Genomic DNA, 14121 nt, shown 5'->3' with positions numbered 1-14121 from the left:
GAAATGTGCATCAAAACGGTTCTTACCCAATCGATTTTTGTTTGCGCCGCTGATATAGACCATCGCAAACTGTCACGAAAGGCCTGCCATCAAGTGATTGGGCCTGCCAAAAAACTTTGTGAAGAGGGTGGAATAATCGTGCTTGGCAAGGTCTCGCGTCTCATCGTTTCGGCTTCTTTTGCGGCAATTCTTGCCGGCTGCAACTCGCTCGGTGTGGGCGGGGGAGACAGCGCAACAGCACCGGCCCAGCCGAATGGCAATGCGCAGATCATGCCGATGGCGCCGGCCAATCCCTCGTCCAATAACGCATCGATCGGCACCGCCAAGACCGCGTCGGGCAACACTGCCCCTGTCGTCCAGGGAGCATGCCCGCAGATCTTCATGAAGGACAAGGACGCGATCTTCCGCACCTATGCCGGCGGCGCCAAGACCGGCGATGCGGACAAACTCGCCTTCCAGGCATCGATCGGTGACTATACGCGCCAGTGCAGCCTGAACGATGCAAACCTGACGATGACTGTTGTCGCCCAGCTTCGGGTTCTCGCCGGCCCGAACGGTTCGCCCGGTAAGGTCACGCTCCCGGTTCGCATCACGGTCTTTGACGGCGAGGATGCGCTTTATTCCGAAGTAACGAATTTCCCGGTCGAGGTCGGCTCCGGAGCCACCCAGGCGCTGTTCCGCAAGGACGGTATCAAGCTTCCGGTCGGTTCCGGCTCAATGGTGCGCGTGAACATCGGTTTCGACCAGGGGCCGGTTTCGACGAAAAAGAAGAAGGCCTGAGGAACGTTTCCGTATCGCTAAGCTGATCGGCGCGGGGAGAGCAGATCGCTTGAAAATCGGCATCGTATTGAATCCGGCGTCGGGTCGACGCGGAAAGAAGCTGTTCTGGTCGGCGCTGCGGCGCGCCATAGAGGCGAGATTTACCAATCTCAGCCTGCGTGAAACCAAGGGGCACGGCGATGCCGAACGGTTCGGGCGCGAACTGGCGGATGACGGCGCCGATCTGGTGATCGCCGTCGGTGGCGACGGGACGATCGGCGAAGTGGCCGGCGGCATTTTGAAGTCGCATCGGCCGGGCACGGCCTTCTCCTTTATTGCGACCGGCACCGGATGCGACTTCGCCCGCAATTTTCCGGTGTCACGCGATCCTGCTACGATCGCCAACCGCCTGACCTCTCCAACGGTACGGCAGATCGATGCCGGATTGCTCACCTGCGACGACGAGGATGGGGACACCGTCAGCCGCCACTTCGCCAACATCGCGAGCTTCGGCGTTTCCGGTCACATCGTGCAGGCCGTCAACGAGGCGCCCAAGGGCAGGCGTCTGCCGGGACCGATGGTCTTCTTCTTCCACAGCCTGCTTCAAATCCTGCGTTACACGCCACGCGACATCCGTCTCAGGCTGGACGGCGAGGATATCTATGAAGGGCCGATCACCGCGGTTGCCGTTGCCAACGGCGCATGGTTCGGCGGCGGCATGAAGGTCGCTCCGGATGCCGATGTTGCCGATGGCCTGTTCGACGTAGTCATCATCCGCGGCGCCGGCAGGCTGAAGGTCCTGACGCTGATGAACAGCATCTACAGCGGCGGCCATCTGAAAAGCCCGCTCGTCAGCATCCATCGCGCAAGGCTCGTCGAGGCTTGGTCGATCGGCAGGGAGCCGGTGCCGATCGACAGCGACGGCGAAGCCCCTGGGCAGCTTCCGGCGCGCTTCGAGATTATGGTCGGTGCGCTAAGCCTGAAAATCTAGCAATTGCAGGATAACAAAGGGACGATCGGCAAGGCCGTGGCTCTCATGCGACGTTCAACCCTTCCAGGCGTGCTTGAATCGTCGCCCCGAGATTGGTTTCGTGAAACGTCTCGTATAAGGCCACCGCTTCCGGCGACATGTCGGCCGGGATGGCCACGAAATCCTGAAGTCGAAGGCTCACCAATTTTCCCAATTCCGGGTTTGCGAGTTCAGTCGCGCTTAGGTTTTCGACCCGGGCCACCAGTGCTCGGAAATAAGACAGGTTGTCGTCAACAGTGGACGGCGAGATCGTCCGTCCATGTGCGGGGATGACGAACTTGGGGTGCAAGTCGCGGATCCGTTCGAGCGATGAACAGATCAGCCGAAGGTCGTTGGAGCTTTTACTCCAGACCTCCGGAATGGGCGTCTCGACGGCGTCGACAGCCAGGCAGACACGGATCTCCGGAATCCAGATGGCAACATGGTCAGGCGTGTGCCCCGGTGTGTGGATGAGCTCCAGAGTGAGGTCGCCGCCATGAAGGGCCATCGAATCTGAAAAGGTAATATCGGGCGCGATGAGTTCGACGTTTCGGAACCGCGGCTCCTCACGCATCTTCTCGTCCAGAACTTGACGGCAGGAAGTGTCGCTCAGACGTGCACGCGCAGCCGTATGGGCAATGATCGGGGCCTTGCCGGCAATCGCGGCGTTGCCCCAGAAGTGATCCCAGTCCATGTGGGAATTGACAACGATGAGAGGACGAGCGCGCATGTCGTCGTCAAGCAACTCCAATGCCATCCGGCATAACTCAGGCGTTTCGAGAGTGTCGACGAGGACGTTGAATCTCTCTGTGCGGACGAAGACGGCGTCAACCTCTTCTCCCGCCCTGAGGATGGAAATCCGATCGTCGAGTTCGAGATGGGTGCACAATTCCACGGAAATAGTCATGCGAGACAACCAGCATTCAGACACAGACAGTTACTTTGATAGCTGAATGAGTTCGTTTTGTCGCGATGCTATGCGGGGACCCCGGTCCCCATAGCAAGATCGGTCGCAGAGTTTCGACTCTGCGACCGATCTTGGAGCTGAACTTCAAATGAGGACTGTTCCGGCGGCTGCTGCTCGAGAGTAACCGGAGTTACACTGCGCCTTCCCACTCGGCGAGCGCGGCGACGACGCCGGGCAGATCGTTCATGCGGGAGATGACGGTTTCAGCGCCGGCATCGGTCAGCTTGTCGGCATGTGACGGATAGGTGTGCGAGGCACCGGTAAAGCCGATGACTCGCATGCCTGCTGCGCGTGCAGCGTGGATGCCGTGAACGGAGTCTTCAACCACAACAACACGCTCGGTCGAAACGCCCATCTGCTTGGCGCCGTGCAGGAAGATATCCGGCTTCGGCTTCACGCGATCGGCCCCGAGATCCTTTGCCGAGAAGATGTGGGGCGCGAAGAGGCGCTTCAGGCCAACTTTGCCAAGCATCATGTCGAGGCGCGCGGTGCTGGAGTTGGAGCAGATGCAGCGCTTCAGATTCAGACGCGAAAGAGCGGCTTCGACGCCCGCTATCGCCTGCACGTCTTGCTCCAGGCGCATATCGAGGAGCTTCTCGGACTTGTCGAGCAGCGAGGCTGATATCGGGATGCTGGCCTCGCGCTCGACCTGGAAGAGAATATTCTGCCACGTCATGCCGGCGAAGCGTTCGCCCATTTCCTCGATGCTGATCGGATAGCCTGCTTCGGTGAGAAGCTTGGATTCGACATCCGCAGCGATGATTTCCGAATCGACCAGAACGCCGTCGCAGTCGAAGATAATGAGGTCGAAGCCTTCCATTTACTCACGCCTTGTTTGGGATGATGCCCCTTTACACGATGCCTCGCAGAAGCTCAACCGACAGCGGGGCATGGCTGGATTGCGTGTCGCGGGCGGCTTCGATTTTACGGGTGTTCGCGGCTATTTGGTGGCTGGAAACAGTGCAAGAAACTGCCGTTCGCCTTCCGGGGAAAAGACCACGGAGCGGCTTTCCGCAGTGCGGCGGGCCCAGCCCTTCTCGAGGAAATTCGAAAGCAGGGCCTTGCCGAGGCTGCCGGCGAGGTGCGCCCGCCGTTCACTCCAATCCAAACAGGAGCGGCAGAGCGGCCGACGCGACGATTTCAGGGCGTGGACGTCGATTCCGATAGTTTTGAGCTCGGTTTCGCCGCTCTCCGTCAGGGCAAGACCGTCGCCCATGGCATCGATCGCTCCCTTGGCAATCAGGCTGTCGAGCATGCGAACGCCGTAGTCGCCGGCGAGGTGATCGTAGCAGATGCGGGCCTTGCGCAATGCCGGTTCCTTTGGCCCTGGCTTGTGGCGCAGATGGCCGCGCCCTGCCGCAAAGCCCATGATGCTCTCCAGGAACTTGCCGACGCTGTCATCCGCCAGCGTGAAATAGCGATGGCGGCCCTGTTTGCGCTGCACGAGCAGATTGCCCGCTTCCAGCTTGGCAAGGTGCGTGCTCGCCGTCTGCACGGTAACACCGCCCGCCGCTGCAAGCTCGGTCGCCGTCAACGCCTTGCCGCCCATCAATGCAGTCAGCATGTTGGCGCGGGCGGGGTCGCCGATCAGTGCGCCGATCTGAGCTATATCAGGTCCTTCCTTCATACTTCGATCATAACCGAAGCATCGTCGTCGGACAATGTGCGAAAACTATCTCCAGACAACAAGGAGACGACGATGATTACTTGCTTCATCCGCTACGAGATCGATCCGTTCAAGAAGGAAGCCTTTGCCGAGTATGCCCGCAACTGGGGCCAGGCGATCCCGCGCAACGGTGCAGACCTGATCGGCTATTTCGCACCGCATGAGGGTTCGGCCACGACGGCTTACGGCGTGTACAATATCGAAAGCCTCGTCGCCTACGAGGCCTATCGCGCCCGTCTTGCCGCCGATACGCTCGGCAAGGAAAACTACGAGTTCGCCAAACGCGAACGTTTCATTCTCAAGGAAGATCGTATCTTCCTCAAAAACACTTCCCTTCCTCATGCAAAGCTGGTGATGCCATGATCGCTGTTATCTTCGAAGTCCTGCCCTTCATGGGCGAACGCCACACCTATCTCGATCTCGCCGGCGAGCTTCGCGGTGAACTGGAAAAGATCGACGGCTTCATCTCGATCGAGCGCTTCGAAAGCCTCACCAATCGTGGCAAGCTGCTTTCGCTTTCCTTCTGGCGTGACGAGGAGGCTGTGAAGACGTGGAGAAACCTGGAGGCGCACCGCGCCGCCCAGCACGCCGGCCGCAACGGCGTCTTCGCGGACTATCGGCTGCGCATCGGCCACATCGTCCGCGACTACGGCATGAACGACCGTGCCGAAGCGCCGGCGGATAGCCGCAAGGTGCACGACGTGGCGGCCTAACGAGAGCAGCCGTAAGGGCAGGGGCCGCTGCCCAACTCCTTCGGCGTCAAAGCGCCTGCGACTTATTTTCCCGAAATCGCTCATGCCTTCAGGCTTTGGTAACCAAACTGAGTAACCATAACAGACAGTAAAAAGCGTAATGTGTATGAGCGAGTTTCCAGATGGCGTCAGTATTTCCGCTTGCCGATCTCAAGGCCTCCGCAAAGCCGGACTCCTGGATCGACACGATCATCAAGGGCGATTGCGTTGCTGCCCTTGAAGCCCTGCCGAACCACTCCGTAGACGTAATTTTCGCCGATCCGCCGTACAATCTGCAGCTTGGCGGCACGCTGCATCGTCCCGATCAATCGCTGGTCGATGCCGTCGATGACGAGTGGGATCAGTTCGCCTCGTTCGAAGCCTATGACGCCTTCACCCGCGCCTGGCTGCTCGCGTGCCGCCGTGTCCTGAAGCCGACGGGCACGATCTGGGTGATCGGCTCCTATCACAATATCTTCCGCGTCGGCGCCACGCTGCAGGATCTGAACTTCTGGATCCTGAACGACATCGTTTGGCGCAAGACCAACCCGATGCCGAACTTCAAGGGCCGTCGTTTCCAGAACGCGCACGAGACGATGATCTGGGCGAGCCCGAACGCCAAGGCCAAGGGTTACACCTTCAACTACGACGCCATGAAGGCTGCCAACGACGACGTGCAGATGCGTTCCGACTGGCTGTTTCCGATCTGCAGCGGCAACGAGCGCCTGAAGGGCGACGACGGCAAGAAGGTGCACCCGACGCAGAAGCCGGAAGCGCTGCTTGCCCGCGTCATCATGGCTTCCTCGAAGCCCGGTGACATCATCCTTGACCCGTTCTTCGGCTCCGGCACGACGGGCGCCGTCGCCAAGCGCCTCGGCCGCCACTTCGTCGGCATCGAGCGCGAGCAGGACTACATCGACGCGGCCTCCGCCCGCATCGAAGCGGTGGAGCCGCTGGGCAAGGCTGAACTCACCGTCATGACCGGCAAAAAGCAGGAAGTCCGCGTGGCGTTCAACGTGCTGGTCGAAAGCGGCCTGATCAAGCCCGGCCAGGTGCTGACTGATGCGCGCCGTCGCTACAGTGCGATCGTTCGTGCTGACGGCACGGTCGCCTCCGGTGGCGAGGCCGGCTCCATTCATCGCCTTGGGGCAAAGGTTCAGGGCCTTGATGCATGCAACGGATGGACATTCTGGCACTTCGACGACGGGCAGTCCCTGCGCCCGATCGACGAATTGCGGTCCGTGATCCGCAGTGATCTGGCAAAGGCGGAATGACGCGCGCCTCGACCTGATCGAGACTCCCTTCTTCCGGTGTTTTGTACCTCCAGTTACGGAAGAAGGCCTGGCGCCCGGGATCAACACCCCGGGCGCTCTTCATTTTGGCTCGCGCGGCAGCGCAATTCCGTGTCATGTATCGGCGGCTGATGATCCGAAAGAGGCAAGGACCCCGCCATGTATCTTGCGATCATACTGTTGCTGATGCTTGTCCTGCCGCTGGGTTCGGTTGCCGCCGAAGCCCATTGGAGCGCGGACGCCAACGTCGTCTTCCTCGTCGGGAAATGGTTCGTCTTTTGGGGCGTCGGCCTGCGACTGCTCGTGGCAAGCCTGAAGCAGATCATCAACCCGGCCTTCACTGCGGAGACGATCTTCGGTGTCACCGATCACAAGGCGCAGGCATTGGTGCAGGAGATCGGCTTCGGCAATCTCTCGATCGGCATGCTTGGCATATTCAGCCTCTTCGAGCCGCGGTGGATTGTCCCGGCAGCGATCACCGCCTGCCTTTTCTACGGGCTCGCCGGTCTGAAGCATCTTCTCGAGCGGCCGAGAAACAGGTCGAGGAAGATCGCGATGTTCTCCGACCTGTGGCTCTTCTTCGTGCTCGCTTTTTATCTTTCCGCAGCGTTCTTTCAAAACGCCTGATAGTCCGTTACCTCGACGTGAGTGACACGACCGTCGTCGTTGAAGGTGATCGTCTCTTCGCCTTCCCGGACGAGTGGCTTGCCCGTCTTGCTGTGCGTTGCGCGAACGGACCACACGGCGCGGCCGGCATTCGGGCTGACCTTCTCGACCAGCGTGTTGATTGCCGTCTGGTCCGGGTAGTCCTCGAAATACTTGCGGAAGGCGACCATGATCTCAGCCCGCCCCGACAGGCTTCCGACCCCGTTCGAGACATAGGTCGCGTCGTCCGCGAAATAGTCCTCGATCATATCGAAGTCGAGCGCGTTGATCGCGCCGTGAAAACGTTTGATTTCCTCAACCGGATCGAATGCCATCGTCAGAGCCTCACGCCGCGCGCTGCAAGATCGGCGCGCAGCTTGTCGGCGCCGGTGAAGAGAACCGCATCCCAGCCGGCCGCCTTGGCGCCATCGATGTTGGGGGCGGAGTCATCGATGAAGATTGTCGCCGCCGGATTGAGGCCGAAGCTCTTGGCGTGTGTTTCGTAGATCGCAATGTCGGGCTTGATGAGACCGACGTCCCCGGAAACGGTAACGCCGCGCGGCTTCGTCAGGAACGGAAAGCGGACCTGCGCTTCGCGGAAGGTGTCGGAAGCGAAGTTCGTCAGCATCGTCACGTCCTGGCCATTGGCAATCAGGCCTTCCATGATGGTGACGCTGTCGTCGTAGGAGTGGGGGACCATCTCGTGCCAGTATTTGCGGAAGGCCCGGATATGCTCCTCGCGATCCGGATGAACCTCGATCAGCAGGGCTTCAGCTTCCTCCCAGGTGCGGCCGCGATCCTGCTCGACGTTCCAGTCATGAGTGCAGACATTCTCGAAAAACCACTTGCGTTCGGCCTCATCTGGAATGAGGCGGCTGAACGGAATATTCGGATCGTAATGGATGAGAACTTTTCCGATGTCGAAAACAATATGGTCGATGGGCATCGATTAATCCTTGGCATGTTTGAACGCGAGCGGGATAGCCGCGGTGATTGCTTTTTTCATGACGGTCGGCAGTGCCTGCGAGTCTAGATTTGTAACCGGCTCCCACCAACCGTTATCCACTTGAATTCGCGAGGGGATCGCGACGCGGTAGATCGAGAGCCTGAGCTCGAAATGGGTGAAGACGTGGGTGACGGTCCCGCAAGGCTCCCAGGCAGCCGGGAAAGGCGCAGCATCGGCCGAGCTTTCCCCGTCCTGCCGCGCCGTCCAATTGGTCGTCGGCACTTCCGTCATGCCGCCGAGCAGGCCGCTCTCGATGCGCCGCCGCAACATGAGGTCGCCATCCGCCGTGACCGCGATAAAGGCTGCGCCCTGACGGATCGGCTTTTCCTTCGTGGCTGCCTTGACCGGAAAGCGCTCGGGATCGTGCAGGCGCAGCGCCTCGCAGGATCCCCTGAAGGGACAGAGCGAACAGGCGGGCCGCTTCGGCGTGCAGATCGTGGCGCCGAGATCCATCATTGCCTGCGCAAAGTCGCCGGGCCGATCCTGCGGCGTCAGCAGAGCCACCTTCTGTTTCATCAATGGTTTGGCAGCGGGTAGGGGCGTAGCGATCGCGTAAAGGCGCGAGATCACCCGCTCGACGTTGCCATCCATCACGGCTGCCTGCCGGTTGAAGGCTATCGCCGCCACCGCGGCCGCCGTATAGTCCCCGATGCCGGGAAGCGACTTCAGCCCCTCCTCGGTATCTGGAAAGATGCCGTTATGATCGGACGCGACGGCCTCCGCGCATTTCTTGAGGTTGCGGGCGCGGGCGTAGTATCCAAGCCCGGCCCAGGCCGCCATAACGTCTTCGCTGGCGGCATCGGCGAGGTCACGCACGCTCGGCCAGCGTGCCAGGAAATTGGCGAAGTAGGGTTTCACCGCCGGCACCGTCGTCTGCTGCAGCATCACCTCGGAAAGCCAGACGTGATAGGGATCGGCCTTGATGCCGCGCGCCGCCATCGGCGGCGAGACGCGCCATGGCAGATCGCGATGGTGGCGGTCGTACCAGTCGAGAAGGGGCTTGGCGGCAGGCGCGTCCAGTGTCGTCGATGTCATCATTTGCCGTCGTGAGGGGAAGTGCCCTATACTTGGCGAAGCAATGCCGCGCGATCAAGGCAGTGGTGCTTGAACGCAGGGCGATCTGAAGGTTTCGATGAGTTATCCACGCAAAGGTGAAAAGCAGATCTCCGAATTGGCCAACGGGCTGATCGATCCCGTGCTGGCGCGCCGTGCCGGAATCAACACTGCGCTGCTTGGCTCGTGGGATGAAATCGCCGGTGCGGAGTTCGCCGATTGCACGCGTCCGGAAAAGATCGCCTGGGCGCGCGGCAACGACGAGGGCAGCTTTCGGCCCGGTGTGCTCACGATTGCCTGCGAGGGCGCCCGCGCGCTGTTCCTGACCCATGCGCAAGGCGAGTTGATCCAGCGGGTCAACAGCTTCTTCGGATTTGCCGCCGTCCACCAGATCCGTGTCGTCCAGAAACCCGTCTATCCGGCGGTGAAGCGCTCCCGCACGCCTCCTCCCTTGAAGGGGGCGGCTGCGGCAAAGCTGGAGGATATGATGGAGGGGATCGAGGGCGATAAGCTGCGCGAAGCCGTGAAGCGGCTCGGCACGGCCGTGCTGGGCAAGCGCGGTCGCTAACGCCTTGCAAGTGTTGGCGCGGCAATTCTGTCCGCAATTTAATCGGGCTGTCCAACCAAGGTCACAATTCTTTGAAGAAAGTTCGCGAGCCGTGTCTTGTTCAGGACTTCGAGGCGCTATATCGGACTCACAGCCATTACTCTCATTTATGGGGACCTTCATGCCGATTTCTGAAATGCAACTGACGAAACGCCAGCTTCTGGGCGGCGTGGCTGCCGCGACCGCGACCCTGGCGGTTTTCAGTAGCGCGCATGCCGCTGTCGAAGTGCCTCAGCCCGATGGCGAGGTCGACATGGCCGCCGTGCTGAAGCCGGGCCCGCTGCCGGAAATGGTGCTTGGCAAGGAAGACGCCCCGGTAACGATCGTCGAATACATGTCGATGACCTGCCCGCACTGCGCTCACTTCCACACGACGACCTTCGACGCGATCAGGAAGAAGTATGTCGACACCGGCAAGGTCCGCTTCATCATCCGCGAATTCCCCTTTGATCCGCGCGCCGCTGCCGCCTTCATGCTGGCCCGCTGCAATCCGCAGAAGCCGGAAGAAATGAGCACGCCGGAACAGTATTTCGCGATGGTATCCATGCTCTTCAAGCAGCAGCAGACCTGGGCCGCTGCCGATGATGGCCGCGCTGCACTGCTGCAGATGGCCAAACTTGCTGGATTTACTGAGGATAGTTTCACGAAGTGCTTGACGAACCAGAAGCTGCTGGATGAAGTGAACGCAACGCGGGAACGAGGTTCCAAGGAGTTTGGCGTCAATGCCACGCCGACGTTCCTCATCAACGGCAAGCGCTTTTCTGGAGACATGACGGTTGACACCATGTCGGCCCTTATCGACAGCCTGCTCTAATCTGAACCGTATCCGATCGACGGGCGACGGCGGAAGCCGTACGCCCGTCTTTTGCTTTATCAGGCGCGGGGACGCGGCATGAAGTTCAACAAGCTTCGCGTCGTCGGCTTCAAGTCCTTCGTCGAACCCACCGAATTCATCATCGAGCGCGGACTGACCGGTATCGTCGGCCCGAACGGCTGCGGCAAGTCGAACCTCGTCGAAGCGCTCCGCTGGGTGATGGGCGAGAATTCCTACAAGAACATGCGCGCGTCCGGCATGGACGATGTCATCTTCTCCGGCTCCGGCAATCGTCCCGCCCGCAACACGGCTGAAGTAGCACTCTATCTCGACAATGCCGAGCGTACGGCGCCCGCTGCCTTCAACGACAGCGACGAGATCCAGGTCACGCGCCGCATCGAGCGGGAGCAGGGATCGATCTACCGCATCAACGGCAAGGAAAGCCGCGCCAAGGACGTGCAGCTTCTCTTTGCTGACGCCTCCACCGGCGCCCGTTCGCCGTCCATGGTCGGGCAAGGACGGATCGGCGAGTTGATCTCGGCAAAGCCGCAGGCCCGCCGCCAGTTGCTTGAAGAGGCAGCCGGCATATCTGGCCTGCATTCGCGCCGTCACGAAGCCGAGCTTCGCCTGCGTGCCGCCGAAAGCAATCTCGAACGTCTCGACGACGTGACTTCTCAACTGGAGAGCCAGATCGAGAGCCTGAAGCGTCAGGCCCGCCAGGCAAGCCGTTTCAAGTCGCTGTCCGCGGATATACGCGCCCGCGAGGCGCTGCTTCTGCACATCCGCTGGGTTCAGGCCAAGGAGGCCGAAGCCGAGGCCGATAGCGCGCTCAATCAGGCCACCGTCGTCGTCGCCGAAAAGGCGCAGATGCAGATGGAGGCCGCCAAGGTTCAGGGCATTACAAGCCTGAAGCTGCCGGAATTGCGGGACGCCGAAGCACGCGCCGCTGCCGCGTTGCAGCGCCTGCAGATCGCCAAGACCCAGCTCGAGGAGGATGCCAACCGCATCCTGCGCCGTCGTGACGAACTGACCCGCCGTCTTGCGCAGCTCGGCGAGGATATCCGCCGCGAGGAGCGGCTGGTTGCCGATAACGCCGAAATCCTGGCGCGGCTGGATGCCGAAGAGAGCGAGATCACTGAGATCCTTGCCGATTCCGGCCGTTTTGCCGAGGAGACACGCGAGGCCTTCGAGGAGGCTGCCGCAAAGCTCGCCGACAGTGAGCGCACTTTTACCGCGTTGACAGCCGAACGCGCCGAGGCTGCAGCCGGGCGCAACCAGCTCGAGCGCGCCATTCGCGACCTTGCCGATCGCAAGATGCGCCTTGAACGGCAGATGGATGAGGCCAACCGCGAGCTGTCGGCCATCGGGGAGAAGATTTCCAGCCTGCCCGATCCGGACGAGAAGCGGGACGTGGTCGAGGCGGGCGAGCAGGCTCTTGCCGAGGCGGAAGCCGCAATCCAGGGCGTCGAGCAGGCCTTGGCCGCTGCCCGCCAGACTGAGGCTCTTTCCCGATCGCCTGTCGATCAGGCGCGTGCGAAGCTGAACGCCATCGAAACGGAAGCCCGGACCATTTCGCGCATGCTGGCTGCCGGTGCCGCGGCAGGCGAATTTGCACCCGTTGCCGATGAACTTCGCGTCGATCGCGGCTTTGAGACGGCGCTCGGTGCGGCCCTTGGCGACGACATCGAATCCCCGCTCGATCCGAAGGCGCCGGTGCATTGGTCCGGCCATGGTGACGGTGCCGCCGACCCGGCATTGCCGGCTGGCGCGACGCCGCTGATCGACCATGTGCGCGCTCCTGCCGCACTGATGCGCCGCCTGAAGCAGATCGGCCTCGTCTCCGGTTCGGATGCGGCAACCCTGATGAGGGACCTCAAGCCAGGCCAACGCCTGGTGACCAAGGAGGGCGCCGTCTATCGATGGGACGGCCATGTCACCGGCGCGGATGCGCCGAGTGCGGCGGCACTCCGGCTGGCACAGAAGAACCGGCTCGCCGAACTGGAAAGCGAAGCCGCGCTTGCCCGCGACATACTTGATGAAGCGGAGGAACGCCTGGCGAGTGCGGCCGATGCCATCCGACTTCAGGAACAGCGCCTCGCCGAGGCGCGCGAGAAGAGCCGTATATCCGCGCGGCAACTCGCCGAGGCGCGCGAAGCGCTGGCAGCGGCCGAGCGGGCCTCTGGCGATCTCATCCGCCGCCGTGATGTCATTGCAGAATCTGTCAGCCAGCTTCAGATCCAGCTTGAAGATCTCTCGATCCAGGAAGAGAACGCTCGGATCGAGTTGGAAGACGCCCCTGATTTGACGGCGATCGACGTACGGCTTCGAGCGCAGCAGGCGGAAGTCGCGACCGATCGTGGCGCACTTGCAGAAGCGCGGGCACGCCATGAAAGCCTGAACCGCGAGAACGAAGCCCGTCAGCGCCGCATCATTGCCATCGGGCAGGAGCGCGAGACCTGGCGCCAGCGCGCTGCCAGCGCCGAGGACCACATCGCGACACTTCGCGACCGCGAGGAGGAGGCGCGGGAGGAAGCGTCTGAGCTCGAAATGGCGCCCGATGAGTTCGACGACAAGCGCCGCGCGCTCTTGATCGAACTCCAGAAGGCCGAGGAAGCACGTCGCCACGCGGCCGATGTGCTTGCTGAAGCCGAACTCGTCCAGCGTGACGCCGACCGCAAGGCGGCGACAGCGCTTTCCGAACTCGCCGAAAGCCGCGAGCGCCGCGGTCGCGCCGAAGAGCGGCTAGTCTCGGCGCGCGAAAAGCGACAGGAAACCGAGGCCCGAATTCGTGAGGCGCTAAACGTTGCGCCGCACGAGGCGCTTCGGCTTGCCGGACTTGAGTCGCTGCAGGCAGCACCCGATCTTCGCGAGGTCGAGCGCGAACTCGAACGCCTCAAGATGGAGCGCGAGCGCCTTGGCGCCGTGAACCTGCGCGCCGAGGAAGAACAGAAGGAACTGAGCGGGAAGCTCGAGGCGCTGATCAAGGAACGCGACGACGTGATCGATGCGATCCGCAAGTTGCGTGGCGCGATCCAGAGCCTCAATCGCGAGGGTCGCGAGCGCCTGCTCGCCGCGTTCGACGTGGTCAACGGCCAGTTCCAGCGCCTTTTCACCCATCTTTTCGGCGGAGGAACGGCCGAACTGCAACTGATCGAATCCGATGATCCGCTCGAGGCAGGCCTGGAAATTCTCGCCCGTCCGCCGGGCAAGAAGCCGCAGACGATGACGCTCCTTTCGGGCGGCGAGCAGGCGCTGACGGCAATGGCACTGATCTTTGCCGTCTTCCTGACCAATCCGGCCCCGATCTGCGTGCTGGACGAAGTGGACGCCCCGCTCGATGACCACAATGTCGAGCGCTATTGCAACCTGATGGACGAAATGGCCGCCTCCACCGAGACGCGTTTCGTCATCATCACACATAATCCGATCACCATGGCGCGCATGAACAGGCTGTTCGGCGTGACGATGGCGGAGCAGGGGGTATCGCAGCTCGTGTCGGTCGATCTTCAGACCGCCGAACAACTGCGCGAGATTGCCTGAGCCAAAGGCTGGGAAAAGCCCAAAAAAAGTCT

General features: G+C 61.5%; 15 protein-coding genes. 9 read left to right on the top strand and 6 right to left on the bottom strand.

The features are described 5' to 3' along the window. Positions 1 to 135 precede the first annotated feature (135 nt). Together IB248_RS25770 and IB248_RS25765 are read left to right on the top strand one after the other, a co-directional pair. A complete protein-coding gene (locus IB248_RS25770; protein WP_025661113.1) occupies positions 136 to 780 on the top strand; it encodes a hypothetical protein in 645 nt (214 codons plus the stop codon). Between the two features lie 49 nt (positions 781 to 829). After that, positions 830 to 1750 carry a diacylglycerol kinase family protein gene (locus IB248_RS25765; RefSeq protein WP_025661114.1) on the top strand — a complete coding sequence of 307 codons (921 nt, stop codon included), beginning with the start codon at positions 830 to 832 and terminating at the stop codon, positions 1748 to 1750. Positions 1751 to 1793: 43 nt separating this feature from the next. On the opposite strand, the gene IB248_RS25760 is transcribed toward IB248_RS25765, so the two are convergent. The 3 genes from IB248_RS25760 to IB248_RS25750 form a co-directional block, all read right to left on the bottom strand. Next, entirely contained in the window at positions 1794 to 2675 is an 882-nt protein-coding gene (locus IB248_RS25760) for an MBL fold metallo-hydrolase (protein WP_192241871.1), read from the bottom strand. A 190-nt stretch (positions 2676 to 2865) separates the two neighbouring features. Beyond that, positions 2866 to 3555, bottom strand: a complete 690-nt coding sequence (locus IB248_RS25755) for an HAD family hydrolase (protein ID WP_018859022.1) — start codon at positions 3553 to 3555, stop codon at positions 2866 to 2868. Positions 3556 to 3675: 120 nt separating this feature from the next. Further along, positions 3676 to 4362 (bottom strand): helix-turn-helix transcriptional regulator, encoded by a 687-nt coding sequence (locus IB248_RS25750; RefSeq protein ID WP_062370477.1) that lies wholly within the window; start codon positions 4360 to 4362, stop codon positions 3676 to 3678. 72 nt (positions 4363 to 4434) lie between these two features. On the opposite strand from IB248_RS25750, the gene IB248_RS25745 reads away from it, so the two are divergent. From IB248_RS25745 to IB248_RS25730, 4 genes are all read left to right on the top strand, one after another. After that, positions 4435 to 4764, top strand: coding sequence for an NIPSNAP family protein (locus IB248_RS25745; RefSeq protein WP_018859024.1), 330 nt, complete (start codon positions 4435 to 4437; stop codon positions 4762 to 4764). Next, positions 4761 to 5114 (top strand): antibiotic biosynthesis monooxygenase, encoded by a 354-nt coding sequence (locus tag IB248_RS25740; protein ID WP_192241870.1) that lies wholly within the window; start codon positions 4761 to 4763, stop codon positions 5112 to 5114. Before IB248_RS25745 ends, IB248_RS25740 begins: the two co-directional genes overlap by 4 nt. 161 nt (positions 5115 to 5275) lie before the next feature. Then, positions 5276 to 6406 carry a site-specific DNA-methyltransferase gene (locus IB248_RS25735; RefSeq protein ID WP_016553038.1) on the top strand — a complete coding sequence of 377 codons (1131 nt, stop codon included), beginning with the start codon at positions 5276 to 5278 and terminating at the stop codon, positions 6404 to 6406. A 177-nt stretch (positions 6407 to 6583) separates the two neighbouring features. After that, positions 6584 to 7051 (top strand): DUF6790 family protein, encoded by a 468-nt coding sequence (locus IB248_RS25730; protein WP_169682675.1) that lies wholly within the window; start codon positions 6584 to 6586, stop codon positions 7049 to 7051. Here the strand turns inward: IB248_RS25730 and IB248_RS25725 are convergent. Genes IB248_RS25725 through mutY form a run of 3 tightly spaced genes read right to left on the bottom strand, consistent with a single transcriptional unit; the run spans position 7039 to position 9110 of the window. Next, positions 7039 to 7404: a nuclear transport factor 2 family protein gene (locus tag IB248_RS25725; RefSeq protein WP_025661121.1), complete on the bottom strand. Its 366-nt coding sequence runs from the start codon at positions 7402 to 7404 to the stop codon at positions 7039 to 7041. The two genes, IB248_RS25730 and IB248_RS25725, sit on opposite strands and share 13 nt — an antisense overlap. A 2-nt stretch (positions 7405 to 7406) precedes the next feature. Continuing rightward, entirely contained in the window at positions 7407 to 8015 is a 609-nt protein-coding gene (locus tag IB248_RS25720; protein ID WP_192241869.1) for an HAD family phosphatase, read from the bottom strand. 3 nt (positions 8016 to 8018) lie between these two features. Continuing rightward, entirely contained in the window at positions 8019 to 9110 is a 1092-nt protein-coding gene (gene mutY, locus IB248_RS25715) for an A/G-specific adenine glycosylase (RefSeq protein WP_026372017.1), read from the bottom strand. Positions 9111 to 9207: 97 nt separating this feature from the next. On the opposite strand from mutY, the gene IB248_RS25710 reads away from it, so the two are divergent. From IB248_RS25710 to IB248_RS25700, 3 genes are all read left to right on the top strand, one after another. After that, the gene (locus tag IB248_RS25710; protein WP_192241868.1) at positions 9208 to 9696 is read left to right on the top strand and encodes a DUF721 domain-containing protein; all 489 of its coding nucleotides are present in this window, start codon (positions 9208 to 9210) and stop codon (positions 9694 to 9696) included. Between the two features lie 160 nt (positions 9697 to 9856). After that, positions 9857 to 10549: a DsbA family protein gene (locus IB248_RS25705; protein WP_169682671.1), complete on the top strand. Its 693-nt coding sequence runs from the start codon at positions 9857 to 9859 to the stop codon at positions 10547 to 10549. A gap of 78 nt (positions 10550 to 10627) precedes the next feature. Next, positions 10628 to 14089 carry a chromosome segregation SMC family protein gene (locus IB248_RS25700; RefSeq protein WP_113471807.1) on the top strand — a complete coding sequence of 1154 codons (3462 nt, stop codon included), beginning with the start codon at positions 10628 to 10630 and terminating at the stop codon, positions 14087 to 14089. Positions 14090 to 14121 lie beyond the last annotated feature (32 nt).

It is taken from the genome of Rhizobium sp. RHZ01 (genome assembly GCF_014851595.1).
GTDB lineage: Bacteria > Pseudomonadota > Alphaproteobacteria > Rhizobiales > Rhizobiaceae > Rhizobium > Rhizobium altiplani.
This window is presented reverse-complemented; position numbering and strand designations above follow the sequence as displayed.